This is a genomic window from Ideonella sp. B508-1 (genome assembly GCF_000333615.1).
GTDB lineage: Bacteria > Pseudomonadota > Gammaproteobacteria > Burkholderiales > Burkholderiaceae_C > Ideonella.
This window is the reverse complement of record NZ_BADL01000118.1, coordinates 1-1344: the sequence shown is the minus strand read 5'-3', so window position 1 is coordinate 1344 and position 1344 is coordinate 1. Positions and strand designations below refer to the sequence as shown.

The window sequence follows — 1344 nt, the reverse complement described above, 5'->3', positions numbered from 1 at the left end:
ATCAACAAGACCGACCTGGCACCCCATGTGGGGGCCGATCTGGCCGTGATGGAAGCCGACACGCGGCGCATGCGCCCGACCCGGCCCTTTGTGATGACCAATCTGAAGACCCGGGAGGGTCTGGATCAGGTCGTGCGCTTCATCGAACAAAAAGGCCTGCTGGTGCAGCAGACCTGAGGTGCATGGCGGGCCCGGCGCCTTCAGGCCCGGGCCATCAGGATGACCGGCGCCACCGAGGACTCGTTGGCCGGGGCCGCCGCACAGGCTTCCTCGAACACCTCGCGCGCGCAATCGTGGCAGCAGCCGCAGCAGGACGCGGCCTGCGTCCAGTCCTTGAGTTGCTCGAAGTCGCGCACGCCCTCCACCTGGACGGCATGGCGGATGTCACGGTCGCTGACGCGATTGCAGAGGCAGACGATCATGGGCGCACACAGGTTCGGATGACAGAGTGCGCCCAGCATATTGCAAATGCGAATACTTCTCAACACCCATCAAGGTGTTGGGGATTTGGCCGGCCCCTTCGCCGGCCCGGGCTCAGGAGCCCTCGCCGATCTGCGTCTGCAGCCAGTTGGGCTCGCCCACCTGGGCCACCAGGCCGATCTCGGTCTCCAGGTGGTCGATGTGCTCCTCGGTGTCGTCCAGGATCTCCAGCAGGATGTCGCGCGAGACGAAGTCGCGCACGCTCTCGCAATAGGCCATGGCCTCCTTGAGCAGGGGGTGCGACAGCATCTCGATCTTCAGATCGCAGTGCAGCACCTCGACGGCGCTCTCACCGATGTAGAGCTTGCCCAGGTCCTGCAGATTGGGCAGGCCCTCGATCATCAGGATGCGCTCGATCAGCTTGTCGGCGTGCTTCATCTCCTCGATCGATTCCTCGTACTCGTGCTTGGCCAGACGCATCAGGCCCCAGTTCTTCAGCATGCGGGCATGCAGGAAGTACTGGTTGATCGCGGTGAGCTCGTTCTTGAGCTGGGCGTTGAGATACTCGATGACCTTGGCGTCGCCCTTCATGGCGTCCTCCTGCTGCGTGGAAAGGCCCGATTCTGCGCAACTCAGGGCCGGCTGGCGAGCGGTACGGTATTTCGGGTCCGCGCGCCCTGTCGGCGCCCCCGTTGCTTGCGCGCCCAGATCAGCACCCCCGTGACGCTCAGCGTCGCAATGGCCAGCCCCATCAGGGAAATCAGCAGCCGGCCGCCCAGCCCCAGGATGCGGCCGGAATGCAGCGGAAACATGCTTTGTAGGAAGATGTAGCAAGTGGTGCTGGTTCTTAGAATGTAGGTGCAAGCCAGCGCACCGGTTCGGCTGTTTAAAGAGAGCCAGCGATTGCCCAGGCTGCCATCGCCA

Annotated in this window: 3 protein-coding genes and 1 pseudogene; 1 reads left to right on the top strand and 3 read right to left on the bottom strand. The window is 63.7% G+C overall.

The window, feature by feature from the left end; translation table 11 throughout:
* Window positions 1-177: pseudogene (locus tag I73_RS26065) on the top strand (urease accessory protein UreG); the annotation flags it as partial.
* Between the two features lie 23 nt (window positions 178-200).
* Here I73_RS26065 and I73_RS05175 read toward each other — a convergent pair.
* From I73_RS05175 to I73_RS26060, 3 genes are all read right to left on the bottom strand, one after another.
* Window positions 201-422: a bacterioferritin-associated ferredoxin gene (locus tag I73_RS05175; protein ID WP_026096334.1), complete on the bottom strand. Its 222-nt coding sequence runs from the start codon at window positions 420-422 to the stop codon at window positions 201-203.
* A 112-nt stretch (window positions 423-534) separates the two neighbouring features.
* Window positions 535-1011, bottom strand: coding sequence for a bacterioferritin (gene bfr, locus I73_RS05170; RefSeq protein WP_022979638.1), 477 nt, complete (start codon window positions 1009-1011; stop codon window positions 535-537).
* A 41-nt stretch (window positions 1012-1052) separates the two neighbouring features.
* Window positions 1053-1344: PepSY-associated TM helix domain-containing protein (locus tag I73_RS26060; protein WP_040499615.1), on the bottom strand; the 292-nt coding region annotated here is incomplete at its 5' end.